At 66.5% G+C, this 21,448-nt stretch carries 21 protein-coding genes; 6 read left to right on the forward strand and 15 right to left on the reverse strand.

Going from position 1 to position 21,448, the window contains the following annotated elements; translation table 11 throughout:
• Positions 1–94: 94 nt before the first annotated feature.
• Positions 95–1,036: a diacylglycerol/lipid kinase family protein gene (locus tag HNR40_RS43960; protein WP_184972478.1), complete on the reverse strand. Its 942-nt coding sequence runs from the start codon at positions 1,034–1,036 to the stop codon at positions 95–97.
• A gap of 786 nt (positions 1,037–1,822) precedes the next feature.
• Between HNR40_RS43960 and HNR40_RS43965 the strand changes: the two genes are divergently transcribed.
• Entirely contained in the window at positions 1,823–2,173 is a 351-nt protein-coding gene (locus tag HNR40_RS43965) for a hypothetical protein (RefSeq protein WP_312896757.1), read from the forward strand.
• On the opposite strand, the gene HNR40_RS43970 is transcribed toward HNR40_RS43965, so the two are convergent.
• From HNR40_RS43970 to sodN, 3 genes are all read right to left on the reverse strand, one after another.
• Positions 2,170–2,949, reverse strand: a complete 780-nt coding sequence (locus HNR40_RS43970) for an RNA polymerase sigma factor SigF (RefSeq protein ID WP_184972482.1) — start codon at positions 2,947–2,949, stop codon at positions 2,170–2,172. The two genes, HNR40_RS43965 and HNR40_RS43970, sit on opposite strands and share 4 nt — an antisense overlap.
• Before the next feature lie 17 nt (positions 2,950–2,966).
• The gene (locus HNR40_RS43975; protein WP_184972484.1) at positions 2,967–3,392 is read right to left on the reverse strand and encodes an ATP-binding protein; all 426 of its coding nucleotides are present in this window, start codon (positions 3,390–3,392) and stop codon (positions 2,967–2,969) included.
• A 144-nt stretch (positions 3,393–3,536) separates the two neighbouring features.
• The gene (gene sodN, locus HNR40_RS43980; RefSeq protein WP_221341572.1) at positions 3,537–3,938 is read right to left on the reverse strand and encodes a superoxide dismutase, Ni; all 402 of its coding nucleotides are present in this window, start codon (positions 3,936–3,938) and stop codon (positions 3,537–3,539) included.
• 72 nt (positions 3,939–4,010) lie between these two features.
• On the opposite strand from sodN, the gene HNR40_RS43985 reads away from it, so the two are divergent.
• Positions 4,011–4,346 carry a S24 family peptidase gene (locus HNR40_RS43985; protein ID WP_281395818.1) on the forward strand — a complete coding sequence of 112 codons (336 nt, stop codon included), beginning with the start codon at positions 4,011–4,013 and terminating at the stop codon, positions 4,344–4,346.
• On the opposite strand, the gene HNR40_RS43990 is transcribed toward HNR40_RS43985, so the two are convergent.
• From HNR40_RS43990 to HNR40_RS44005, 4 genes are read right to left on the reverse strand one after another with little or no spacing between them, the layout of a single operon-like run.
• A complete protein-coding gene (locus HNR40_RS43990; protein WP_312896758.1) occupies positions 4,295–5,062 on the reverse strand; it encodes an ABC transporter substrate-binding protein in 768 nt (255 codons plus the stop codon). The genes HNR40_RS43985 and HNR40_RS43990 overlap by 52 nt on opposite strands.
• A 47-nt stretch (positions 5,063–5,109) precedes the next feature.
• On the reverse strand, positions 5,110–5,859 hold the full coding sequence (locus HNR40_RS43995; RefSeq protein WP_184972491.1) for an amino acid ABC transporter ATP-binding protein: 750 nt from the start codon (positions 5,857–5,859) through the stop codon (positions 5,110–5,112).
• Positions 5,856–6,665 (reverse strand): amino acid ABC transporter permease, encoded by an 810-nt coding sequence (locus HNR40_RS44000; protein WP_184972493.1) that lies wholly within the window; start codon positions 6,663–6,665, stop codon positions 5,856–5,858. The genes HNR40_RS43995 and HNR40_RS44000 overlap by 4 nt, the downstream gene beginning before the upstream one ends.
• The gene (locus tag HNR40_RS44005) at positions 6,665–7,516 is read right to left on the reverse strand and encodes an ABC transporter substrate-binding protein (RefSeq protein ID WP_184972495.1); all 852 of its coding nucleotides are present in this window, start codon (positions 7,514–7,516) and stop codon (positions 6,665–6,667) included. Before HNR40_RS44005 ends, HNR40_RS44000 begins: the two co-directional genes overlap by 1 nt.
• Before the next feature lie 275 nt (positions 7,517–7,791).
• On the opposite strand from HNR40_RS44005, the gene HNR40_RS44010 reads away from it, so the two are divergent.
• The 3 genes from HNR40_RS44010 to HNR40_RS44020 all read left to right on the forward strand — a co-directional run bounded on the left by HNR40_RS44010 (position 7,792) and on the right by HNR40_RS44020 (position 10,998).
• The gene (locus HNR40_RS44010; RefSeq protein ID WP_184972497.1) at positions 7,792–8,982 is read left to right on the forward strand and encodes an NAD(P)-dependent malic enzyme; all 1,191 of its coding nucleotides are present in this window, start codon (positions 7,792–7,794) and stop codon (positions 8,980–8,982) included.
• A 110-nt stretch (positions 8,983–9,092) separates the two neighbouring features.
• The gene (locus HNR40_RS44015; protein WP_184972499.1) at positions 9,093–9,536 is read left to right on the forward strand and encodes a hypothetical protein; all 444 of its coding nucleotides are present in this window, start codon (positions 9,093–9,095) and stop codon (positions 9,534–9,536) included.
• Positions 9,537–9,639: 103 nt separating this feature from the next.
• Positions 9,640–10,998 carry an NsdA family TPR-like regulatory protein gene (locus HNR40_RS44020; RefSeq protein ID WP_184972501.1) on the forward strand — a complete coding sequence of 453 codons (1,359 nt, stop codon included), beginning with the start codon at positions 9,640–9,642 and terminating at the stop codon, positions 10,996–10,998.
• Positions 10,999–11,064: 66 nt separating this feature from the next.
• Here the strand turns inward: HNR40_RS44020 and HNR40_RS44025 are convergent, their stop codons facing one another.
• The 6 genes from HNR40_RS44025 to HNR40_RS44050 all read right to left on the reverse strand — a co-directional run bounded on the left by HNR40_RS44025 (position 11,065) and on the right by HNR40_RS44050 (position 19,628).
• Complete coding sequence (locus HNR40_RS44025) at positions 11,065–12,606, reverse strand: trypsin-like serine peptidase (protein ID WP_184972503.1); 1,542 nt, start codon at positions 12,604–12,606, stop codon at positions 11,065–11,067.
• Between the two features lie 182 nt (positions 12,607–12,788).
• Positions 12,789–14,417 carry a trypsin-like serine peptidase gene (locus HNR40_RS44030; protein ID WP_184972506.1) on the reverse strand — a complete coding sequence of 543 codons (1,629 nt, stop codon included), beginning with the start codon at positions 14,415–14,417 and terminating at the stop codon, positions 12,789–12,791.
• Between the two features lie 434 nt (positions 14,418–14,851).
• Complete coding sequence (locus HNR40_RS44035; protein WP_184972508.1) at positions 14,852–16,453, reverse strand: trypsin-like serine peptidase; 1,602 nt, start codon at positions 16,451–16,453, stop codon at positions 14,852–14,854.
• 312 nt (positions 16,454–16,765) lie between these two features.
• Complete coding sequence (locus HNR40_RS44040) at positions 16,766–17,185, reverse strand: hypothetical protein (protein ID WP_184972510.1); 420 nt, start codon at positions 17,183–17,185, stop codon at positions 16,766–16,768.
• Between the two features lie 67 nt (positions 17,186–17,252).
• Positions 17,253–18,335 carry a trypsin-like serine peptidase gene (locus HNR40_RS44045; protein ID WP_184972512.1) on the reverse strand — a complete coding sequence of 361 codons (1,083 nt, stop codon included), beginning with the start codon at positions 18,333–18,335 and terminating at the stop codon, positions 17,253–17,255.
• A gap of 201 nt (positions 18,336–18,536) precedes the next feature.
• Entirely contained in the window at positions 18,537–19,628 is a 1,092-nt protein-coding gene (locus HNR40_RS44050) for a trypsin-like serine peptidase (protein WP_184972513.1), read from the reverse strand.
• 268 nt (positions 19,629–19,896) lie between these two features.
• Between HNR40_RS44050 and HNR40_RS44055 the strand changes: the two genes are divergently transcribed.
• Complete coding sequence (locus HNR40_RS44055; RefSeq protein ID WP_184972515.1) at positions 19,897–20,166, forward strand: SSI family serine proteinase inhibitor; 270 nt, start codon at positions 19,897–19,899, stop codon at positions 20,164–20,166.
• 77 nt (positions 20,167–20,243) lie between these two features.
• Here the strand turns inward: HNR40_RS44055 and HNR40_RS44060 are convergent, their stop codons facing one another.
• A complete protein-coding gene (locus HNR40_RS44060; protein WP_246510396.1) occupies positions 20,244–21,347 on the reverse strand; it encodes a trypsin-like serine peptidase in 1,104 nt (367 codons plus the stop codon).
• Positions 21,348–21,448: the final 101 nt, after the last annotated feature.

Raw genomic sequence — 21,448 nt, forward strand, 5'->3', positions numbered from 1 at the left:
TTTTCAGCCACGCTGAGTGCACGCAAGAGGGTTGGTGGGAAGTTTTGGCGGAGATGGATGTCGGATGCGTCACACAATGACCGAATGTAACCATCTAGACCAGAACTTGTAACGCGTTCGGTGTAGCCCGGAATGTGATGGATTCGCGCTCGCCGAGGTAGTCGCCGTCGAGCTGGAAGGCGACGGGGCGTTCGGCGGTCAGCGTGAACTCGGCCTCGTCGTGCAGCTGAACCAGGTGGCGTCCGGACGGAAGGCGATCACTCTCCGTGAGGATCTTCCGGATCAGCGGCAACATGGTCGGGAGCCCCAGACGTTGGAGCCCCAGCAGGTCCAGCCCGGTGTCGAAACTCGCCCACGGCGTCGGGGTGACCGGATGCGTGCCCACGTAGGTCCAGGGCGAGGTGTTCGAGATGATCGCCATGAAGATCCCGTGCGCGGTCGGAATGCCGGGGCCGGTCAGCGTCATGGCCGGGTGGCGCTTGTCGGTGGCGACGTAGTGGCGTAGCGCGGTGTTCACATAGCGCGCCGGAGTGGCCTTTCTGCCGCTCCCGCGCAGCCCCTCGACGGCCCTGATCACCTCGGCGTCATAGCCCATGCCCGAACAGAAGGTGAAGTACCTGCCCTCATCGTCCCACTGGGCATGTCCCAAACTCACGACCCGCCGCCGGTCCTCCCGTAGCGCCTCCAGCACCGCCCCCGTGGCCTCGACCGGGTCGTTGGGCAGGCCGAGCGCACGGGCGAAGACGTTCGCGCTGCCGCCGGGGATGACGATGAGCGCCGGCCGCTCGGTCGCATTGGTGGCGGGCGTGTTGAGCAGCCCGTTCACCGTCTCGTTGACGGTCCCGTCCCCACCGAGTACGGCTACCGCGTCGAACCCCTTCGCCGTCGCCTTCCCCGCCAGAGCCGCCGCGTGCCCGCGGTAGCCGGTCTCCTCGACGGTCAGATCAACGGCGGCGCCCAGGGCGCGGATGAGGACGTCACGGGTCCGCGAGTTCGTGGTGGTCGCCTTGGGGTTGACCAGCAACATCGCACGCATGCCTCCACCGTAACCGCTACCCGATCGCCCCACTCCTCCCACACCCACCCAAATCCCCACCCCCACCAAACCCCCATACCAGCACAACCCAGACACCCCAGCTCCGGCGTTTCCCAAGGCGTTTCCCGGGGCGTTTCCTAGGGCGCCGAGCGGGGGCCGGGCCCGGGACTACAGCGGGGTGCGCGTGCCCCAGAGCTGGCGGCGCGAGGAAGGGGGCAAGTTCGGGTGGCGGTGTGGACCTAGGGCGGAGCTTGGGTGGTGGCGCGGACCAGGGGCAGAGGCTTGGTGGCGGCGCGAGGAAGAGGGCAAGCTCGGGCGGCAGTGTGGACCAGGGGCGAAGCTTGGGTGGTGGCGCAGATCAGGGGCGGAGGCTTGGGTGGTGGTGTGGACCAGGGGCGGAGGCTTGGGTGGTGGCGCGAGCTTGGAGCGCGGCATGAGTCGGGGGCGAGGTCCGAGGGGGCGAGGTCCGAGGGGGCGAGGTCGGGGTTGGCGCGGCGTTAACCGGCGCTTTTCCGGGCGCCGAGACGGCGGGAGGTTGGGCGGTGAGGCTCGGCGCTTTTGGCAGGTGGCCGGCCTGGCGCATGGTGGCTGGTCAACGTGGGCCGTGACGGCGGGAACCACGTCCGACGTGAGAAGCGACCCCCACGATCGGCGGAAACCCACGACGGTGGGTGGGGGCAGGCTGGCTCGCCGTAACGGATCATGAAGCTTCAGACAGAAAGCAAGACGAGCAAAGCCCATTAGGGTAGGGGGGTGAGGCGTCCTGGGACTTTGTTGGTGGCGGCGGTGTTGGTGGCTCTTGAGGGGCTGGTGGCGCTGGGCCTGGGGGTTTACGTCGCCGTCGAGGCCATCGTGGGCAGGCCGGAGAGCATGACCAGTGCCGTCGCGGAGGCCGGGTTCGGGCTGCTGGTCGGCGCCGGGCTGTTGTGGGTCGCCTGGGGCGGGTTGTTCAAGGTGGAGCGGTGGGGGAGGGCGCCGAGCGTGCTCACCCAGATCTTCATGATCCCGGTGGCTGTCACGCTGATCCAGGCGGACCGGCCGGTCCTGGGGTTCCCGCTGATGGCGGTCGCCCTGGTCGGCCTCGGCGTGCTGCTGGCGCCCCCCACCACGAAGGCGCTCTACGGGGAGGACGGCTAGTCCTCGGCGGTCAGTCCCTCGCGTAGCTGCGCGAGCGTGCGGGCCAGCAGGCGCGATACGTGCATCTGCGAGATCCCGAGCTCGGTGGCGATCTGCGACTGCGTCATGTTCCCGAAGAACCGCAGCAGCAGGATGCGCTTCTCGCGCGGCGGCAGCCGTTCGAGCAGCGGTTTGAGCGATTCGCGGTACTCGACGCCTTCGAGCGACTCGTCCACGATGCCGAGCGAGTCGGACACGGCGGGTGCGTCGTCGTCGCCGGAGTCGGGCGCGTCGAGCGAGACGGTCGAGTAGGCGTTGGCCGACTCCAGGCCCTCCAGGACCTCTTCCTCGGTCATCTTGAGGAAGGTGGCCAGTTCGGCCACGGTCGGCGCGCGGCCCTCGCGCTGCGACAGTTCGCTTATCGCCTTCGTCAGCGACAGCTTCAGCTCCTGCAGGCGGCGTGGTACGCGGACCGCCCAGCCCTTGTCGCGGAAGTGACGCTTGATCTCGCCGACGATCGTCGGCGTGGCGTAGGTGGAGAACTCCACGCCGCGGGCGAGGTCGAAGCGGTCGATGGACTTGATCAGGCCGATGGTGGCGACCTGGGTGAGGTCGTCCAGCCATTCGCCGCGGTTGCGGAAGCGGCGGGCCAGGTATTCGACAAGGGGAAGGTGAAGCTCGACCAGCTCGTCCCGGATGCGCTGACGGCGCGGCTCGTCGGGACCTAGCTCGGCCAGCTCGGCGAAGAGCATGCGGGCACGCACCCTGTCGGGGACGGCGTGTTCGCTGGTGGCCATGGCTCCAGTCCTTTCCGTCACGCCGGCCTCGCCGCGCCTCGGCGCTTACGCAGGACGATCGCCATGCGGTCGGGGGAGTCGGTCACGGCGTCCACGTCGTCCGCCAGGGCGGTCAGCACCATCCACGCGAAGTCATCGCGTTTGGGCGCGGAATTGCCGACGGTCGCGACCTCCACACTGACCTGCATCTCCTGCCCGGTCAGCTCGAACTCGGCCGTCAGGTCGGTGCCCGGCACCGCCTCGGTCAGCAGCATGGCGCACGCCTCGTCGACGGCGATCCGCAGATCTTCGATCTCGTCCAGCGTGAAGTCAAGCCGCGCGGCCAGCCCGGCGGTTGCCGTACGCAGCACGGACAGGTAGGCGCTCGCTGCGGGGAGCCTGATGCTCACCACGTCGCGGATGCCCGCCACGCCCTCAGCGCGCGTCTCGGTTTCCTCGGTCACGTTCCTCCCTCGGGTCAGCGACCCCGTACGGTTTCGACGCTGACTGCAACTTACCGCCCCGGAGAGGTGCTTGGCGGATTCAGACTCGCCAACGAACGAAAAGGCTCTGCGTGGCTGGTACCACACAGAGCCTTTTCTCCCGATTTATGCGGCCTTAGTCGCCCAGAAGATCTTGGAGATTTCGTCGATCTTGCCGAGAAGGTCGTCGGCCTTGGCCACGTCTACCGTGCCCTTGCCGCCCGCCGCGCCGGCCAGCTTCGTGGCCTCCCAGAAGAGCTGGTGGAGCTGCGGGTACTGCTCCAGGTGCGGAGGCTTGAAGTAGTCGGTCCACAGCACCCACAGGTGGTGCTTGACGAGCTCGCTGCGCTCCTCCTTGATGGTGAGGGCGCGCGAGCGGAAGACCGGGTCCTCGTTGCCGGCGTACTTCTCCATGATCGCCTTGACCGACTCCGCCTCGATCCGGGCCTGAGCGGGGTCGTAGACGCCGCAGGGCAGGTCGCAGTGAGCGGAAGCGACATGCTTGGGTCGTAGCAGTCGTGCGAGCATCAGAAAGTCCTTCCTTGATGCTGAGTCAGCTTGGTCCAGTTACCGACCTTACTCGGCTGCAAACGCCCACGGATGAGGGGGTCGCAGCACATGAGAGTGCGTGTCGAAGGGGACTCCATGCGGCCCGCGCTGCGTCCGGGCGACTGGCTGCTGGTACGGCGGGGCGCCACGGTCCACCCCGGCGACCTCGTCGTCGCCCGCCTGCCAGGCGAACCCGCGCGCCTCATCGTCAAGCGCGCCCAGTGGCGCGGCGAGGAAGGATGGTGGCTGGAGAGCGACAACCAGCGCGCCCCGGGCAGACGCGACAGCTGGGACTTCGGCCCGGTCGACGACATCGTGGGGCGTGTCGTGCTGCGCTACTGGCCGTTGCTCAGGTTGCCCAGCCATCTGTCGCGCAACCGCTCGTAGGTTCCGTCTTTCCTGGCACGTTCCAGGACCGTGTTCACCGTGCGGAGCAGCTCGGTGTTTCCCTTGCGTACGGCGATGCCGTACTCCTCACCGGTCTCCAGGCTCTCCAGCAGCTTCAGCTCCTTGCCGAGCTTGAGCTTGGTGAGCCAGAGCGCGATCACCGGCCGGTCCTGGATCAGCGCGTCCACGTGCCCGGCCTGCAGCCCGATCAGCTGCTGCAGCGAGTCGTCGTACTCGACGACGGTCAGGCCTTTCTCCCGCGCGTAGTCGGCGCCGGTGGTGCCGGTCTGGACGCCGACCTTGATCTTGGCGCCGGTCAGCTTCTTCAGCTTGCTGTCCCGGCGCACCAGGACGGCCTGGGAGGCCTCGAAGTAGGGCGTGGAGAAGTCGAGGTTCTTCTCGCGTTCCGCGGTGATCGTGATGCCGGCGGCGGCCAGTTCGCAGGTGCCGTCGTCGAGCGCGCTGCCGTTCTGGATGGCGTCGAAGTCGACGCTGACGACGTTGAGCGGCCGGCGCAGCTCCTGGGCCACCAGGGTGACCAGGTCCACGTCGAAGCCGACGATGACGCCCTCCTGCTCGAACTCGAACGGCTCGTAGGGCGTGTTGGTGCACATGGTGAGGGCGCCCGAGGGGTCGCCGTGCCGTACACGCTCGGTTCCGCAGGCGGCGAGGGCGAGCAGCGCGAGCCCGGCCGAGATCAGCGCGCGACGTCTCACGCGGGCGGGGGAGCCCGCGTGAGACGTCGTGTCGCGTGCGGTGCTCATCAGCCCTCGGGGTGCAGGACGCGCCGCAGGAACGCCCTGGTCCGCTCGTGCTGCGGGTCGCCGATGACCTGGGCGGGGGTGCCCTCCTCGACGATCACGCCGCCGTCCATGAACACGACCCGGTCGGCCACCTCGCGGGCGAAGCCCATCTCGTGGGTGACCACCATCATCGTCATGCCCTCCTCGGCCAGCTTGCGCATGACCATGAGCACGTCGCCGACGAGTTCGGGGTCGAGGGCGCTGGTGGGCTCGTCGAACAGCATCAGGTCGGGGTTCATCGCCAGCGCCCTGGCGATGGCCACGCGCTGCTGCTGGCCGCCGGAGAGCTCGGCCGGGCGGGCGGCGCACTTGGCGCCCACGCCGACCTTGTCCAGGTTCTCCCTGGCGATGATCTCCGCTTCCTTCTTGCTGCGCTTGAGCACCCGCTGCTGGGAGATCATGACGTTCTGCAGGGCCGTCATGTGCGGGAACAGGTTGAACTGCTGGAAGACCATGCCGATGCGGCGGCGTACGGCGTCGATGTCCACGTCGGGGTCGGTCAGCTCGACGCCCTCGACGAACACCTTGCCCTCGGTCGGCCGCTCCAGCATGTTCACGCAGCGGAGCAGCGTGGACTTGCCCGAGCCCGACGGCCCGATGACGCAGACGACCTGACCGGGATCGATGGTGAAGTCGATGCCCTTGAGCACGTGGTTGTCGCCGAAGCTCTTGTGCAGGTTCCTGACGTCGATGGCGTGTGGCGTCGTCATCGCTTCTCCAGCCTGCGCGCTAGGTAGCCGAGCGGGATCGTGACCAGGAGGTACGTGATGCCCGCCGCCATGATCGGGGTGGCGTTGGAGTGCTCGGAGGCCAGGTCGTTGCCGAACTTGGCCAGCTCCACGTACTGGCTCGACACCCCGAGGAACAACACCAGCGAGGAGTCCTTGAGCAGCATCACGAACTGGTTGGTCGTCGGCGGGATGACGATCCTGACGGCCTGCGGGACGACCACCGTGAACAACGCCCTGCTCGCCGACATGCCGAGCGACCGGGCGGCCTCCGTCTGGCCCTTGGGCACGGCCTGGAGTCCGGCGCGGAAGACCTCGGCCTGGTAGGCCGCGCCGATCACGCCGAGGCCGAGGAAGACCGAGCCGTAGATGCCGAAGGGCAACACGAAGCCGGGCAGGGCCACCGGAAGGAAGGTGATCATGATGAAGATCAGGACCGCGGGCAGGCCGCGGAAGATCTCGATGTAGATCGTCGCGATCCACCGGTAGACGGCCACCTGGGACATGCGCATGAGCGCGAAGAGCAGCCCGAAGAAGAAGGCGAGGATGAACCCGCCCAGCGTGTAGACGACCGTGTTCTTCAACGCGATCGTAAACAGCTCGGGCAGCGTTTCCCGGGCGACCTCGACTTTGGCGAAGTTCTGGGCCAGGTTGGGCCAGTCCACGTAGAAGACCAGCCCGATGGCGGCGATCGCCAGCACGACGTACTGGACGATCCGCGTGACCCGCTGCTTCTGGCGAGGGCTGAGCCGGGCCCGGCCCGGCTCAGCCACCGTAGACGGCTTCATCAGCCCAGCTCACCAGGCTTCTTGTCGAACCACTTCACGAAGATCTGCTCGTAGGTGCCGTCCTTCTTGGCGGTCTCGATCGATTCGTTGATCGTCTTGAGCAGGACCGGGTCGGCGTTCTTCTTGAGGCCGATGCCGTACTGCTCACCGGTGTCGAGGCTGGCGATCACCTCGAACTTGGCGGCGACGTCCGGCTTCTTCAGCCAGGTGAGGACGACGGGCAGGTCCTGGACGATGACGTCGGCCTGGCCGGCCTGCAGGGCGAGCAGTTCCTTGGCCGAGTCGGCGTACTCGACCGGGTCGAAGCCCTTGCCCTTCACGAACTCCAGGCCGGTGGTGCTGGCCTGGGCGCCGAGCTTGAGGCCCTTGGCCTTCACGTCGTCCAGGGACGTGGCGCCGGTGCCCTTCTTGGCCAGCAGGGCCTGCGTGGCGTCGAAGTACGGCACGGAGAAGTCGATGTTCTTCTGGCGCTCCGGAGTGATCGTCATGCCCGCGGCGGCGACGTCGCACTTGCCGGAGGCCATGGCCGCGCCGCTCTTGATCTGGGCGAAGTCGATGTCGACGATCTCCTGGGTCACGCCGAGCTTCTTGGCGGCCAGGTCGACGATGTCGACGTCGAACCCCACCACCTTGTCACCCTCCTTGAACTGGAAAGGTTCATAAGGGATGTTCGTGCATGTCGTGAGCTTGCCGGGGTTCACCAGCTTGGCGCCACCCGCCCCGGCGTCGGCGGACGGCTTGGCGGTGTCGGTGCCCGCCGACTGGCCGCCACAGGCGGACAGCGCAAGGGCGGCGGTGATAGCGAGCGTGCCTACGGCGTAGCCGCGGCGTCGCGAGGACCAGAGGGCCATGTTCGGCCTCCCTCATGAGGTATGCCACGAAAGTAAGGTTTTGTGAAGTTTAGATGGCGGTTAGTAGCAGTCCGTGCGTTCTGATTTAACGATGCGTCAACAGAACGGCGTCAGCTCCGACACCTGATCTATCTCACCATGTGGCACAATCATGAAACGGGTGACCCCCGTACCCCTCACGAGACGACCCATCGACGAGGGGAACCTGGCAGCTACCGAAGCCAGGCCTCCTTGTGGCGTCTGTCCTTCCGTCCGATGAACCTACAGGGGTCTCTGTGGCTGTCACGCCCGCTTCCACCTCGCTCGATTCCTTCGACCTGGATCCCGCTTTCGCGCTGCACCGCGGCGGCAAGCTGGAGGTCCGCTCGACCATCCCCGTCCGTAACAAGGACGACCTCTCCCTCGCCTACACCCCCGGAGTGGCCCGCGTCTGCTCGGCCATCGCCGACTCCCCGGAGCTGGTCAACGATTACACCTGGGTCTCGAATGTGGTCGCCGTCGTCTCCGACGGCACCGCTGTGCTAGGGCTCGGCGACATCGGCCCGGCCGCCGCGATGCCCGTCATGGAGGGCAAGGCTCTCCTGTTCAAGGAGTTCGGGGGCGTCGACGCGGTCCCCATCTGCCTCGCCTGCACCGACGTCGACGCGCTCGTCGAGACGGTGGTACGGCTCGCGCCCTCCTTCGGCGGCATCAACCTGGAGGACATCAGCGCCCCCCGGTGCTTCGAGGTCGAGGACCGGCTGCGCGACCTGCTCGACATCCCCGTCTTCCACGACGACCAGCACGGCACCGCCATCGTGGCCCTGGCCGCGCTCAAGAACGCCGCACGGGTCACCGGACGCTCCCTGTCCGACCTGCGCGCCGTGGTGGCCGGAGCGGGCGCCTCCGGCGTCGCGGTGAGCCGCATCCTGCTGGAGGCGGGCATCGGCGACATCGCCGTGGCCGACTCCAAGGGCCTGCTCCACCTGGGACGCACCGACCTCAACCCGGTCAAGGCCGCGCTGGCCCGCGACACCAACAAGGGCGGCCACACCGGCTCGACCGAGTCGGCGCTGGCCGGAGCCGACGTCTTCATCGGGCTGTCGGGCTCGACCGTCGCCGAGGAGGCCATCGCCTCCATGGCGCCCGACGCGATCGTGTTCGCCCTGTCGAACCCGACCCCCGAGATCGACCCGGCCGTCGCCCGCCGCCACGCGAGCGTCGTGGCCACGGGCCGCTCCGACTACCCCAACCAGATCAACAACGTGCTGGCCTTCCCCGGCGTCTTCCGCGGCGCCCTCGACGTGCGGGCCCGCACGATCACCGAGAACATGAAGGTGGCCGCCGCCGACGCCCTGGCCGACGTGGTCGCCGACGACCTGACCCCCGACTACATCATCCCGAGCCCGTTCGACGCCCGGGTGGCGCCCGCGGTGACGGCGGCCGTCGCCGCCCAGGCCCAGATCGACGGGGTCAGCCGCTGCTAGACCGCACGATCGCAGCGCCCGGCCGGAGCGATCCGGCCGGGCGTTTTTTCTGCAAGCCGTTCTTAAGCGACGTTTGAGAGGCTCACGGAAACGTCGATCTTGGAGGACAGATGAAAGCGGTTCTGGTCAGCGCGGCGGCCGCCGCGACGCTGCTCGTCGCGACCACCCCGGCCTCCGCCACGGGTCTCAAGACCGTGTACGGCTGGGCGAAGATCTCCGGCGATTCCCACCTGATCCTGACCCCGCACAAGGCGTCGCTGGGCGAGATCGGGGAGAGCGGCCTGCTCGGCTGGTCCCTGGACAAGAAGACCGGCAAGCCGATCCGGATCGCGTACACGGAGGGGCTGGACTACCGACAGGTCAACAAGAAGTGCGGCAACCGGGCCGCCGGATACCCCCACGACAGCGCCACCAAGAAGGCCTACGGCAAGACCAAGTGCGACCCGATCCACCTCTGGCAGCGGCTCAAGAAGGGCCGCATGGCGGTGCGCGTGGTCTTCGACGACACCAAGCGGCCGATGGCCGTACGCGTCTGGGAGCTGAACCTGCCCTAGCCCGTCCCGTCTTTAGGAACGGCAGAAAACCTCTTTACTCTTCGTGCTATAAAGGGAGCGCTCTGTAAGGATGGCGGGCGCCGGCTCCTGGGCGAGGAGAGCTATGGAACGCGAGCCCAACCGACTGCTCCAGCGAGTCATCGCGGAGGCGGGCTTCTCACACAAGGGCCTTGCCCGGCGGCTGAACGATCTGGGAGCAGCGCGCGGCACCCCCGGCCTCAAGTACGACCACAGCTCCGTTCTGCGCTGGATCGGTGGTCAGCGGCCGAGGGAACCGGTTCCGTGCCTTCTCGCGGAGATCTTCGCGCTCCGGCTCGGCAGGCTCGTGACCGCGGAAGAGCTCGGCATGCCGGCCATGACCACACCCCTCGATCTCGGGCAGGAGTTCACGCACACCTGGCAGGAGGGGGTCGCTACCGTGACAGCACTGTGGCGCGCGGATGTGGAGAGGCGGAGGTTTCTGCTCGACTCGACGTTCGCGATCGGGGCGGGCTCGGTGGGGGCCCTGCGCTGGCTGGCGGCGCCCGCGGAGGGGCGGCCGACCGGCGGCGGAGGGCGCAGGGTCGGCAACGCGGACATCGCCGCGATCCACGAGGTGACCCGTTCGTTCGGGGAACTGGACAACCGTTTCGGCAGCGGCCGCGTGCGCTCCTCGGTCGTGAAATATCTGGACACCGCCGTCTCACCGCTCCTCAAGGACGGCTCGTACGGCGAAGCCACCGGCCGCCAGCTCGCCTCGGCCGCCGCCGAACTCACCCGCCTGGCCGGCTGGATGGCCTACGACCTCGAACAGCACGGCCTCGCCCAGCGTTACCTGATCCAGGCGCTGCGTCTGGCCCGCGGCGCCGCCGACCACGCCCTGGGCGGCGAGATCCTGGCCGGAATGGCCCACCAGGCCATCTACATGGGCCAGCACAGCCACGCACTCGACCTGGCCCGTGCCGCGCAGCTGTCGGCCGGGCGGGCGGGCGTACGCACGCTCCTGGCCTCCGCCCACGTCCTGGAGGCCCACGCCCACGCCGGACTCGGCGACGCCCGTGCCTGCGGCGTCTCACTCAACGAATCCGAGCAGGCCTTCGTCTCACGCCGGGCCGAGGACGAGCCGGCGTGGCTCGGGTACTTCGACGAGGCTTATCTGTCGGCCAAGTTCGCCCACTGCTTCCGCGACCTCGGCGACGGCGAGCGCGCCGTCCGCCACGCCCGCCGCTCCCTGCAGATGGACGGCCGCTTCGTGCGCGGCCGCATGTTCAACCTCTCCCTGCTGTCAGCCGGGCTCCTGCAGCACGGCGAACTCGAGGAAGCCTGCGCCGCCGCGACCGACGCGCTGGTCCTGGGCTCCGAACTCCAGTCGGCCCGCTCCCGCTCCTACGCCGCCGACCTACGCCGCCGCCTCGAACCTCACAAGCAGGAGCGGGCCGTACAGGAACTCTCCGAACGCACCCGCGACCTGGCCTCCGTCTGACGTCGGGCGCCCCCTGAACGCGAGAAAGCCCGCGGCGGGACCGCGGGCTTTCGTCGTGCCGGTTCCTTAGTGCAGGATCTCGCCGTTCGGGCCCACGACGGACTTCGTCTCCGCGTAGGTCGCCTTGTTGTAGACGTCGGCGGTCTCGCTGTCGAAGTAGGCGGAGCTGATGAAGTCGATCCGCTGGTTGCCGTCCTGGTCGTGGAAGATGCTGGTCACGCCGTTCAGGTAGCCGGTGCGCTTGGCGTTGTTGTACCTGATCAGCCAGGGCCCGCCGTCTGCGCCGCCGGTCAGCGAGCACTTGAGCACCTGGTGCTCCTCCACCTTGAAGGTGTTGACCTGGTAGGTCTTGGTGCCCGTCTTGCCGTAGCAGAACTTGGGGGTGACGCCGGAGTACGGCTTGTCGCCGTCGGGGTGCGGGTCACCGGGGTAGCCGAAGGCGTAGACCGGCTGGCCCTTGGGCTGGTTCCACGCGAACCCCTGCCCACCGACGACATCCCCGAGCTTCCCGGTGTCCTTGGCGAGCCCGATGACGTAGTGGTCGCGGAAGTACTTGATCTGCTTGCCGGTCTTGACCCACTGCTTGAGGTAGAAGCGGGTCTCGTACCAAGCGATCTCGTTGCCGTTCTTGTCCTTGTCTGTGGTCAGCAGCGCGAGGACCTTGCCGTCGGCCTTCTCCGCGAGCAGCTTCTTGTACGCCTCCTGGCTGATGGGGGCGGGGCCATCCTGAACGTACTGCTCGCCGTTCTGGTTCGCCGCGGTGGCCTTCGGGGCGGCCTTGTAGGTCGCCTCGGTGACCTCCACCCTGGTCAGGGTCTTCTCGCCCTTGTAGTCGCTGCCGACCTTCTCGGGTGTGAGGTCGAAGTCCTTGGACCAGTACGGCCCGCCGGCACCGTACGTGGAGAAGCCGGCGTCGTACTCCTCCTTCTTGATCTCCTCAGACTTGATCCACTTGTCGCCCTTCCAGGCGTCGTACGCGCTCTTGGTGACTTCCTTCTCCTCAGTGAGGGTGAAGCCGTTGTGCACGGCCACGAAGGCGTAGTCGCCGTCGTAGTCGTCGTACACGTCGAGGTCATACGTGGTGAAGGCGTACGCGCCCGCGTAGACGCCCCAGGGGGCCTTGCCCTGGTAGTAGCCGGGTACGAAGACCCACTTGCGGTAGACGTCCTTGCCGTCCTCGTACACGCAGTGGCCGGCGGTCGCGACCAGGTTGCGGTGGCGCGACTGGATCGAGGTGGCCGAGCACCAGCGGTAGTTGCCCTTGCGGTCGAGGAAGAACACCTTGCCGAGGCTGCGGGGCAGGTTGACGTTCTTGACCTTGGCGCCGGGCTTGGCCGAGGTGATCGGGGCCGTCATGCCGGGCTTGCCGTCGAACGTCTTGGCCTGGGTGGTCACCAGTTTCGGGACATCCTTGGCGTCCCAGTGGTACTGGGTGGCCTTCTTCAGGGCGGCGGCGTTGCCGTCCAGCCAGAAGAACGCGTTGCTATAGGCATCGGCCGGCTTCGGAGCGAGCGGGTCCTGGACCCAGCTGGGCTCGGCGGCGGCGGGAAAGGCGAGGGCGGCAGCGCTCAGACTGGCGGCGGTCAGGGGGACGAGCAGGCGCTTCACGGAGGGCTCCACAGGAGTAACAAGAGGGATGTCAGGACCCTATCGACCCATGCGTCCCTCTGATAAGGGATCTTCTAAGGAAATTTCCTGAAGAAAGACCGAAGGGCCTGGCTTGCGCCAGGCCCTTCGGGTGATGCCGGGGTGAGCCGAGGTTTGGACGCTCAGCTCAGCCGATCACCGAACTACTTGGGGAGGCCCCAGGTGATCGCGCCGGACCACACGTTCGCAGCGGCCGAGTACACGGCGTGCGTCTCCTCGTCGAAGTACGGCGAGGACATGTAGTCCCAACGGTCGTTGCCGTCCGTGTCGTACAGAACGCTGGTCACGCCGTTGACGTAGCCCATGCGCTTGGCGTTGCTGTACTTGAGCAGCCACGGGGCGCCGTTGTAGCCGCCGGTGACGGCGCACTTCAGCGACACGTGCTCCTCGATCTTCAGGCTCGCGACCTTCGTGGCCTTCGGGCCGGTCTTGCCGTAGCACCACTTCGGCGTAACGCCGGAGTAGGGCTTCGAGCCGTCGGGGTGCTTCGCGTAGGGGTAGCCGAAGGTACGAACGACCTTGCCGGTGCCCTGGTTCCAGGAGAAGCCCTGGCCGCCGACGTTGTCGCCCAGACGACCGGTGTCCTTCACCGCGTGACCCACGATGTAGAACTCGCCCACCCAGTAAACTTCCTTGGTGGTGGACTTGACCCACTTCTTGATGAAGTACTGCTTCTTGCCCCAGTTGACCTGCTTGGCCGGGTCCGAGGTCTCCTTGCCTTCCTTGTCAAGGCCGAAGACCTTGCCCAGGAACTTGCCGTCAGCCTTCTCGGCCAGGAGCTTCTTGTACTCCTCCTGGCTGATGTACTGAGCGCTGGCCTCGGTCGGGCCGATGAACTTGGAGTTGTTGTCGAACCCGCCAGGAGCGTTGTTGTACTGCAGCTCCGTCACCTCGACGGAGGTCAGCTTGACGCCGTCCTTGCCGGTCGCGGTGAGGTAAGGCTTGGCCGAGTTGTAGTCGACAACGCTGGCCGGCTTGCCAACAGTCTCCGGCGAGGAGGTCACGGACTCCTTCTGGAAGGGGCCGTTCTCGCCGTACTTGGAGACACCCGCGTCGTACTCAGCCGCGGTGATCTCGGTCTTCTTGACGAACTTCTCGCCCTTGTACGCGTCGTACTCGGACTTCGAAACCTGCTTGCCACCGTTGAAGACGCCGCCAACACCGTTGTAAACGGTGACGAAGGCGTAGTCACGGTCGAAGTCCTCGTAGACCGAGAGGTCGTAGTGGGTGAAGGCCTGCTTACCCACGTAGATGCCCCAGGGAGCCTTGCCCTGGTAGTAACCGGGGACGAAGACCCACTTGGAGACGACCTCGTCGTTGGCCTTGATGTCGTAGACGCAGTGACCGGCCGTGGCGACCAGGTTGCGGTACTTCGACTGGATCGACGTGCCGGAGCACCAGTAGAGGTTGCCGTCGCGACCCTCGAAGAAGACCTTACCGATGGACTTCGGCAGGTTCACGTTGTGGGACTTGACGGTGACCTTCTTCTCGGCACCGATCGGGGGGAGCTCGCCCGGCTTGGTGTTGCCGACGTAGCCGCCCTTTTCGACGATCTTCTTGACGTCCTTGTTGTCCCAGTAGTAGGCCGTGGCCTGCTTCAGGGCAGCGTAGTTGGACTTGGACCAGAAGTCGATGATCTCAGACGCCTTGGCGTCCGAGGTGAGCTGCTCAGCGTCGTAGGTCGGCTCAGCCTGCGCGGCACCGGCGAGGCCGGCAGCAAGCAGACCAGTGGCCAGGATGGCGCCACCGGCCGGGAGGAGGATGCGCTTCAAGGTAACTCCTTGCGCTGTCGTGGAACGCCTCTTGCGTCCCATGCGTCAGTAAAGGGATAGCCAGGAACATACAGCGCCGATCTTGAAAACAGGAACCCGCTTCGGGTGGAAAAGATGGGACAAGTCGGCCGTGATCGCTTCGTGATGTTTATGCAGCCGATGTGGCTGACCGGGCGAGAGGCCAGACCTGTGATGTTTTCGCAGATCAACAGATGCGTGTTACTGGTGTGACGTGTGGGGTTGGGGTGTTGCCCTGATGGGTGCTCCGATCCCGATGTGACGCAGATCACATCGGATTGATGGCACCGTCTGCGGACCCCATGCGTCCAAACGGCTTCAACTTTCGGCGGAACAGCCGTAGGGCCCGGCGGTTGCCGGGCCCTACGGGGTTATTCACGATCTACGAACAGCTAGTGCCGATCGCTTTGCGTCACTTAGAACGCTTTGCCAGACCACACCTTGGCGGCAGCCTGGTAGACCGACGCGGTCTCACCGTCGAAGTACGGCGAGGTGATGGTGTCGACGCGGTCGTTGCCGTTCTGGTCGGCGAACGTGCTCGTCACACCGTTCACGTAACCGATGCGCTTGGCGTTGCTGTACTTGAGGAGCCAGGGGCCGCCGTCGGCGCCCTCGGTCATCGCGCACTTGAGCGCGACGTGCTCCTCGATCTTCTTGGCGGCCGAGACGGCCAGCTTCGAAGAGGTCTTGCCGTAGCACCACTTCGGCGTGATGCCGGTGTAGTTCTTGTTGCCGTCGGGGTGCGGCGCGGCCGGGTAGCCGAACACGCGGACGTTCTTGCCCGTGGGCTGGTTCCAGGCGAAGCCCTGGCCACCGACGTTGTCACCGAGGCGACCGGCGTCCTTGATGGAACCGGAGACCACGTAGTAGGTCTCGTGCCAGTAGACCTCCTTGACGGAGCTCTTGACCCACTTCTTGATGAAGAACTGCTGCTTGTACCAGGCGGTCTCGTTGCCGTTCTTGTCCTTGTCGGCCCAGAGCTTGCCCAGGAACTTGCCGTCGGCCTTCTCGGCCTGCAGCTTCTTGTAGGCCTCCTGCGTGATGGCGGCCTTGCTCGAGTTGGTCGGGCCAACGAACTTCGCGTTGTTGTCCAGACCAGCCGGAGCCTTGGTGTAGTCGTGCTCGGTGACCTCGACGCCGGTCAGCTTGATGCCGTCCTTGCCCGTCGCGGTGAGGTACGGCTTCACGTCCGCGGCCGTCTTCACGTCGGCGGGCTTGCCCACAGTTTCGGGAGTCGAGGTGACCGACTCCTTCTTGTAGGGGCCGTTCTCGCCGTACTTGGAGACGCCTGCGTCGTACTCGGCAGCCGTGATCTCCTTCTTGGTCGCGAACTTCTCGCCCGTGTAGGCGTCGAACTCGCTCTTGGAGACCTCCTTCTTGCTGCCGCCGCCGAGCTGGACGCCGTTGTAGACCGTGACGAACGCGTAGTCGCGGTCGTAGTCCTCGTACGTGGAGAAGTCGTAGTGGGTGAAGGCCTGCTTACCCACGTAGATGCCCCACGGGGACTTGCCCTGGTAGTAGCCCGGGACGAAGACCCACTTGGACATGACGTCCTGGTTGTTCTTGACGTCGTACACACAGTGGCCGGCCGTGGCGACCAGGTTGCGGTACTGCGACTGGATCGAGGTGGCCGAGCACCACTTCTTCTCGCCCTTGCCGTTCACGAAGAACACCTTGCCGATGGTCTTCGGCAGGTTCACGTTCTGAACCTTGGCGGTGGTCTTCTTCTCGGCGCCGATCGGGGGCGTGGTGCCGGGCCGGCTGTCCGCGGAGTAGCCGCCCTTCTGCTTCAGCTTCTCGACGTCTTTGCCGTCCCAGACGTTGGACTCCTTGGCGGCCTTGAGGGCGGCGCCGTTGTTGTCCGCCCAGAAGGCGGCGATGGCCTTAGCGGTGGCCGCGCTCTTCGCCATCGGGTCGGTGTCGACGTCGTTGGCGGCCGAGGCGGTGCCGGCGAGGCCGGCAGCCAGCAGGCCGGTTGCCAGAACGGCTCCACCGGCGGGGATGAGGATGCGCTTCAAGGGAACTGCTCCTTGGTCTGTCGTGGGTCGCAACATGCGTCCCATGCGTCAGTAAAGGGATAGCAAGGAACATACCCGTGTGATCTTTGCAGGTGGAAGCCGTTTCGCCCGGTCTGGTAGTCACCCTTACCGTCGTGACCGTGCTGTTATCTGTCAGATACTTTTGCCAGTGGTGATCGTTTTTGGATGTTTTCACTGGCCAGTCGGGGGCACGTGGCGAATGGTGCAAATGAGCGGTAAGTGCCCCGGCACTCCCTGTGAACCGGTGAATGTGATGTAGATCACAGGAACCAGATTGGGCCCTCGTCCCGTCTAAGTCGCTCCGATCATGAGCGGGCACGGGTGCGCGGCGGTCCGGTTGGGGCAGCAGACGACCGCCAGGGACGTGAATCGGCCGCCGGATAGCCAGAAGCCCCAGTGGACGTCGACTCCGCCCGTGAGGGATTCGGTCGCGTTGGCCAGCCGTACGGCACGCCCGATGCGCTCTTCGTCGGCGGGCAGGAGCAGCTTGCGGCACGCGAGCGTGTACTCCCGGCCCAGCCAGGCCACCGCGTCAGCGGTGGACTCGAAGGTGGCGGCGACCTGGCGGCGGGGGCGGGCGAGCCAGTCGGCGGTGCGTATCGGAGGCAGCGGCGAGCTGGGGAACTCGGGGGTGCCGGTCCGGCGCTCCTCTTCCAGGCGTAGTTCCTCGCCGATCCCGGTCCACAGGTAGGCGTGAAGGTGGCCGGCCATGTGTGGAGATATGCCCAGAAATGCGGAAGGGGCCCGGCATGGCGCCGGGCCCCTTCACACGGTGGTCTTACTTGTAGAGCTCGCCGTTCGGGCCGACGACCTTGCCGGACCACACGTTCTTCGCGGCGTTGTAGACGTCAGCCGTCTCGCCGTCGAAGTACGGGGAGGTGATCCAGTCGATGCGGTCGTTGCCGTCCTGGTCGGCGAAGGTGCTGGTGACACCGTTCACGTAACCGAGGCGCTTGGCGTTGCTGTAGTTCTTCAGCCAGGGGCCGCCGTCGTAACCGGGGGTCACGGCGCACTTGAGGCCCACGTGCTCCTCGATCTTCAGCCAGGAGGCGCCGACCTTCTTGCCGGTGGTCGGGCCGTAGCAGGTCTTCGGGGTGACGCCCGAGTAGACCTTGTTGCCGTCCGGGTGCGGCGCGTACGGGTATCCGAAGGCGCGCACCGGCTTGCCGCTCGGCTGGTTCCAGGAGATGCCCTGGCCGCCGACGTTGTCACCGAGGCGGCCGGCGTCCACGAACTTCCTGCGGTCGTGGCCGATGCCGTTGTAGACGGTGACGAACGCGTAGTCGCGGTCGTAGTCCTCGTAGGTGGTGAAGTCGTAGTGGGTGAACGCCTGCTTGCCCACGTAGATGCCGAACGGCGCCTTGCCCTGGTAGTAGCCGGGGACGAAGACCCAGCGGTCCATGACGTCGCGGTTGCCGTCGGTGTCGTAGACGCAGTGCGCGGCGGTGGCGACCAGGTTGCGGTAGTTCGACTGGATCGAGGTGGCCGAGCACCAGCGGTACTTGCCGGACGCGTCCACGAAGAAGACCTTGCCGATGGTCTTCGGCAGGTTCACGTTCTGGGACTTGCCGGAGCCGGCGGACTGCGGCGCGGTCTGGCCAGGACGGCCGTCGGGGCTGTAGCCGCCCTTCTGGACGACCTTCTTCACGTCGGCGGCGTCCCAGGTGTAGGCCGTCGCGTTGCGCAGGGCTGCGTAGTTGGACCGCATCCAGAACGCGGCGACGGAGTAGGCCGCCTTGGTGTTGGTGGCCATCGGGTCCTTGGCGATGTCGTCGGCGGCCTGGGCGGTGCCAGACAGGCCGGCAGCCACGAGACCGGTCGCCAGCAGAGCGCCACCGGCCGGGAGAAGGATTCGCTTCAAGGTAACTCCAGGTTGCGCTGGTATGGGCGCTCCGTGCGCGCCGAACTCAGCAAAAATGGACAGCCCGGAACTTACAGCGCTGACTCGTGTCATGTGAATTTTCGGTAGATCATGTCAACCGCTCCAACACGCGGTGTGATCGTTCCGAGACAGAAGGAGTGCTGATCACAGAGTTGGCCTATGGGGCCAATGTGACTTGCCTCACTTTTCGCTGCTGCCCTGCGCGTCGGCCTGCCGGTAGACGTCGGCGGTGGTGGCGATGAAGGGCGGCGCGGACACCGCGTCGTACGCCCCGCGGGCGTCGCGGTTCCAGGTCAGGCTGTTGACCCCGTTGAGGTAGCCGAGCTTGGTCGAGCTCTGGAACTTCCACAGCCAGGGGCCGCCGCTCGCGCCCGCGGTGAGGTTGCAGGGCTGGAGCAGCACGCCGTACTGCAGTTCCCGGCTCGGCGCGGTGGTCTTGCTGGTGCCGCCGGCGCAGGTCTCGAGCGTCTTGCCGTTGAAGGGGCGGGTGCCGTCGGGCTGGGCGCCCGCCGGGTAACCGAAGGCGTTGACGCGGTTGCCGTACCCCTTGGAGATCGCCAGGCCCTGGCCGCCGACGTTGTCCTGCAGCTTGCCGACGTCCTTCATGGTGTAGGTGCCGTCCTTCTGCTTCTCCCAGACGAAGCCGCGGTGGACGGTGACGAAGGCGTAGTCGAAGTCGTAGTCGCCCTTGACCCAGTCCTCGTGCAGGCTGAGCGAGGCGCCGACGTAGATGCCGTCAGGCGTGGTGCCGTCGGCCTGCGGGTTGGGGACGAAGATCCAGTTGTGCGCCTCGCCGGGCTGGCGCGGGTCGTAGGCGCAGTGTCCGGCGGTGGCGACGACGCTCTTGCTCTTGGACGCGACCGCGCTGGCCGAGCACCAGAACTCCTTGTTGCCGAACCGGAAGAAGACCTTGCCCATGGTCTTGGCCGCCGAGCCGCTCTTGGGCAGCGCGGGCGCGACGTCGCGGGGGCCCGTCTTCGCCTGCTTCGCGGTGGAGGAAGCGGCGTGTACGGCGGCGCCGATCGATGAGCCGGCGGCGGTCGAGGAGGGGGCCGGGGCGTTGCCCGCGGGCGTGGCCGGCGAGTAGCTGTCGGCCTTCTTGAGCCGGTCGGGCTGCCAGTACTCGGCGACCTTCTTCATGTCCGCGTCGGTCTTGGCCAGCGGGACCGTCATGACCTTGCTTGGCGCGGCGTTCGCGACCCCTGTCAGGGCAGGCACCATCAGCAGCACGCCGAGGGCGGCGGCCGCGAGGGACCTGACCGGGGGGATCATGAAATGCCTTTCTTGGGGTCGTAAGGGAGGATTTTTCCAGATCGACTCACTCTATGGCAGCTCGGATGGAGATTCGTTATCTGATCAAGGTTGACGTGTGTCCCATAAAGCCCATGTGAGGCATGCGTCCCGCGCGTCGGTCGTTGGTCGCCGATGATCTGCGAGCGAGGCTGCCAGTATGCGACTCATGTGTCTCGCCGTCCTTTCATGTACGGCTATCGCCGCTGGTCCAGCCGCAAATCCCGCGGAACCACCGAAGAACGGATACGTGCTCACCCACGGCGCCCGCCACGTCCTTCTCGTCTGCGACGGCAACCCCAGTGTGCACCCGCGCGCAACCGAGGCCTGCGCCGCGCTGACGGCCGCCGCGGGCAACCCGGCGCGCATGCCGGTGGCGCAGGTGCTGTGCACGGAGGAGTACAGCCCGGTGAAGGTCACGGCCACCGGCGTCTGGGGGGAGCGCCTGATCAACTACACCGCGGTCTACGGCAACCGCTGCAGGATGGGCGCGGCCACGGGCCCGCTGTTCGCGTTCTGAAGGAAGCCTTCTGAAGGCCTCGGGAAAGGGGAAAGTCCCCGGGGAGGGCCCGGGGACTTTCAGCTTTCGTCAGACCGCTACAGGGGGAAGTTGCCTGTCCACCGGTTGGCGGCGGCCTTGTAGACCTTGTAGGTGTCGGCGTTGAAGTACGGCGACGAGATGTGGTCGTACCTGTCGTTGCCGTCGGTGTCCCACGCCACGCTGTTGACGCCGACCAGGTAGCCGGTGCGCGAGGCGCTCTTGTAGTTGTAGATGAACGGCCCGCCGCTGGCGCCGGCGGTGAAGGAGCACTTGAAGCCGATGTGCTCCTGCAGGTTGTACTTCGGCGCGGACGGCATCGGCTTGGTCTTGCCGTAGCACCACTTCATGGTGCGGCCGGTGAACGGCTTGTCGCCGTCGGGGTGCTCGCCGGCCGGGTAGCCGAAGGAGAAGACGTTCACCTTCGTGCTGCGGTTCCAGGCGAAGCCCTGGCCACCGACGTTGTCACCGAGACGGCCGACGTTCTTGACCGTCCACTGCCACTTGTTGTTGACCTTCTCCCACTTGACCTTGATGCCGTTGTAGACGTTGACGAACGCGTAGTCGAAGTCGTAGTCCTCCTTCACCACGAAGTCGTCGTGCGCGTTGAACGTCCTGGCGGCGTAGATCCCGTAGGGCGCCTTGCCCTCCCACGCGTTGTTGCCGTCCCAGTACGACGGGATGAAGATCCAGTTGTCGTAGAAGACGTCCTTCTTGGTGTCGTAGACGCAGTGCGCCGAGGTCGCCACCAGGTTGCGGAACTTGCCCTGGACAGAGCTGGCCGAGCAGAAACGCCAGCTCTTCGGGTCGTTCGGGTTGGCGCCGGGCAGCGTGAAGAAGACGCGGCCGACCGTGTTGGGCAGGTTGACGTGCTTGCTCTTCGCGGTCTTCGTCTTCTCCTCGCCGATCGGCGGGACCGATCCGGGCGGACCGTCAGGGCTCTGGGTGCCGCCCTTGACACCCTTGGATGAGATGTCCAGGGAGTCCTTCATGTCCGTGGCCAACCGGATGCGGTCGGGCGTCCAGAACTGGACCGCCTGAGTCGCGGGCGTCGTCGCGTTCCTGGAGACGACGTCCTTGGGTGCTTGGGTCGCTGACGCGGTGCCGCTCATCATGCCGGCGGCCAGTCCGATGGCCACGAGGCCGGCGAGCGGAATCGCCATGCGCCTTGCTCGGGAAATCATGGAGCTCCTTCCAGTTCTCGGCGGCCCAGAGCGGGGTACGGCGCCCCGGTGGGCCAGGAAAACGCTGGGAACGCTAATGA

The organism is Nonomuraea endophytica, assembly GCF_014203235.1.
In the GTDB taxonomy this organism is placed as follows: Bacteria; Actinomycetota; Actinomycetes; order Streptosporangiales; family Streptosporangiaceae; genus Nonomuraea; species Nonomuraea endophytica.

What these genes read in the sequence shown, in the direction of transcription:
- HNR40_RS43960 (WP_184972478.1), bottom strand. Translation starts at nt 1,036, where the DNA reads ATGCGTGCGATGTTGCTGGTCAACCCCAAGGCGACCACCACGAACTCG.
- HNR40_RS44020 (WP_184972501.1), top strand. Translation starts at nt 9,640, where the DNA reads ATGGAACGCGAGCCCAACCGACTGCTCCAGCGAGTCATCGCGGAGGCG.
- HNR40_RS44005 (WP_184972495.1), bottom strand. Translation starts at nt 7,516, where the DNA reads ATGGCCCTCTGGTCCTCGCGACGCCGCGGCTACGCCGTAGGCACGCTC.
- HNR40_RS43995 (WP_184972491.1), bottom strand. Translation starts at nt 5,859, where the DNA reads ATGACGACGCCACACGCCATCGACGTCAGGAACCTGCACAAGAGCTTC.
- HNR40_RS44015 (WP_184972499.1), top strand. Translation starts at nt 9,093, where the DNA reads ATGAAAGCGGTTCTGGTCAGCGCGGCGGCCGCCGCGACGCTGCTCGTC.
- sodN (WP_221341572.1), bottom strand. Translation starts at nt 3,938, where the DNA reads ATGCTCGCACGACTGCTACGACCCAAGCATGTCGCTTCCGCTCACTGC.
- HNR40_RS43970 (WP_184972482.1), bottom strand. Translation starts at nt 2,949, where the DNA reads ATGGCCACCAGCGAACACGCCGTCCCCGACAGGGTGCGTGCCCGCATG.
- HNR40_RS44060 (WP_246510396.1), bottom strand. Translation starts at nt 21,347, where the DNA reads ATGGCGATTCCGCTCGCCGGCCTCGTGGCCATCGGACTGGCCGCCGGC.
- HNR40_RS44000 (WP_184972493.1), bottom strand. Translation starts at nt 6,665, where the DNA reads ATGAAGCCGTCTACGGTGGCTGAGCCGGGCCGGGCCCGGCTCAGCCCT.
- HNR40_RS44050 (WP_184972513.1), bottom strand. Translation starts at nt 19,628, where the DNA reads ATGATCCCCCCGGTCAGGTCCCTCGCGGCCGCCGCCCTCGGCGTGCTG.
- HNR40_RS44040 (WP_184972510.1), bottom strand. Translation starts at nt 17,185, where the DNA reads ATGGCCGGCCACCTTCACGCCTACCTGTGGACCGGGATCGGCGAGGAA.
- HNR40_RS43985 (WP_281395818.1), top strand. Translation starts at nt 4,011, where the DNA reads ATGAGGGGGTCGCAGCACATGAGAGTGCGTGTCGAAGGGGACTCCATG.